Genomic DNA, 1,208 nt, shown 5'->3' on the forward strand with positions numbered 1-1,208 from the left:
CGTCGCTGCGTCGCGGCCGGATGGCAGGTCAAGGGGCTGGCCGGTCTCGCAGTCGATGAGCACGGTGCCGTAATGCTGTCCGCGGCGCGTGGCGAAGTCATCGGTGCCCATCACCCTCGGAACGGTCCGGGCGGGATCGGGTAAAGCCATGACCGCCCGCAGCAGTGTCGTTCGGCTCACCTCTATGTGCAGAGCCGCGGCAAGACGGCTCCCGACCCGGCTCCGCGAGAGCGACGGCAACAGCCTCCAGAACACGCTGGGCGGCAAGTTCGCCGTGGTGTCGTTACGGGTGCGGCATTTCGTCTGCGCGGAGGAGTCCTGTGAGCGCAAGACACTTGCCGAGCAGGTGCCGGGGCTCACCCGCCGGTTCGGCCGACGGACCGAGCGGCTGCGATCGACTTTGGTCTCGGTCGGTCTTGCGCTCGCGGGCCGGGCCGGCGCCCGGATGACGGACACCTTCGGGTCACCGGTGAGCCGGAACACCCAGGGCGCCACGGGTGGCGCCTTCGGCGAGGATTCGGTCGCGCGGGATTCGCACTCCTCCGCAAGCGCGTCCTGCTCCATGCATAGATCCAGGATCAGGAGTCGTCCTCAACGAGTCCGAAACCTTCAGGGAAGCTTTCCAAGAACTCGCGGCGCGAAGGATCGGCCTCCTCTGCAGTCATCGAACCGAGTAGGTCGATGAAATCGCTTCGCTGATCACTCGACAGCTGAGCCACCAGATCGGCGACACCCTCCAAGACCTTGTGGGCTTGATCCGCTTTGGCGGACATCCGAGATCAGGGGTTGAGTCCCCGGAAGGATGTCCACCATGGAGAGCATGGGGAAGAAGAAGCCTCGTCCTCGCCGCTCGTTCACGCCGGAGTTCAAGGCCGAGATCGTCGAGCTGTGCCGACGCGGTGACCGCTCGGTCGGCCAGGTCGCCAAGGACTTCGACCTGACCGAGACCGCGGTGCGCGACTGGGTCAAGCAGGCCGAGGTCGACGCCGGCGAGCGCGACGGCCTGACCAGCAGCGAACGCGAGGAGTTGGCTCAGCTGCGGCGGGAGAACCGCCGCCTGCGTGAGGACGTGGAGGTCCTCAAGCGGGCCACGGCTTTCTTCGCCAAGGAGAGCCGGTGAGCGTGCACCCGTTCATCGAGGCGGAGAAGCAGGCAGGTCACAGCGTCAAACGCGCGTGTGAGCTGCTGAAGGTCTCCCGTGCCGCCTT

Annotated in this window: 1 protein-coding gene and 2 pseudogenes; 1 reads left to right on the forward strand and 2 read right to left on the reverse strand. The window is 66.6% G+C overall.

Annotated features, from left to right (window positions below; genetic code table 11):
* Together ACIQMV_RS39235 and ACIQMV_RS39240 are read right to left on the reverse strand one after the other, a co-directional pair.
* Nucleotides 1–564: pseudogene (locus ACIQMV_RS39235) on the reverse strand (hypothetical protein); the annotation flags it as partial.
* 14 nt (nt 565–578) lie between these two features.
* Entirely contained in the window at nt 579–773 is a 195-nt protein-coding gene (locus ACIQMV_RS39240) for a hypothetical protein (RefSeq protein ID WP_402597907.1), read from the reverse strand.
* 47 nt (nt 774–820) lie between these two features.
* On the opposite strand from ACIQMV_RS39240, the pseudogene ACIQMV_RS39245 reads away from it, so the two are divergent.
* Nucleotides 821–1,102, forward strand: a pseudogene (locus ACIQMV_RS39245) (transposase); the annotation flags it as partial.
* Nucleotides 1,103–1,208 lie beyond the last annotated feature (106 nt).

This window comes from Streptomyces sp. NPDC091412 (assembly GCF_044756885.1).
In the GTDB taxonomy this organism is placed as follows: Bacteria; Actinomycetota; Actinomycetes; order Streptomycetales; family Streptomycetaceae; genus Streptomyces.

What these genes read in the sequence shown, in the direction of transcription:
- ACIQMV_RS39240 (WP_402597907.1), bottom strand. Translation starts at nt 773, where the DNA reads ATGTCCGCCAAAGCGGATCAAGCCCACAAGGTCTTGGAGGGTGTCGCC.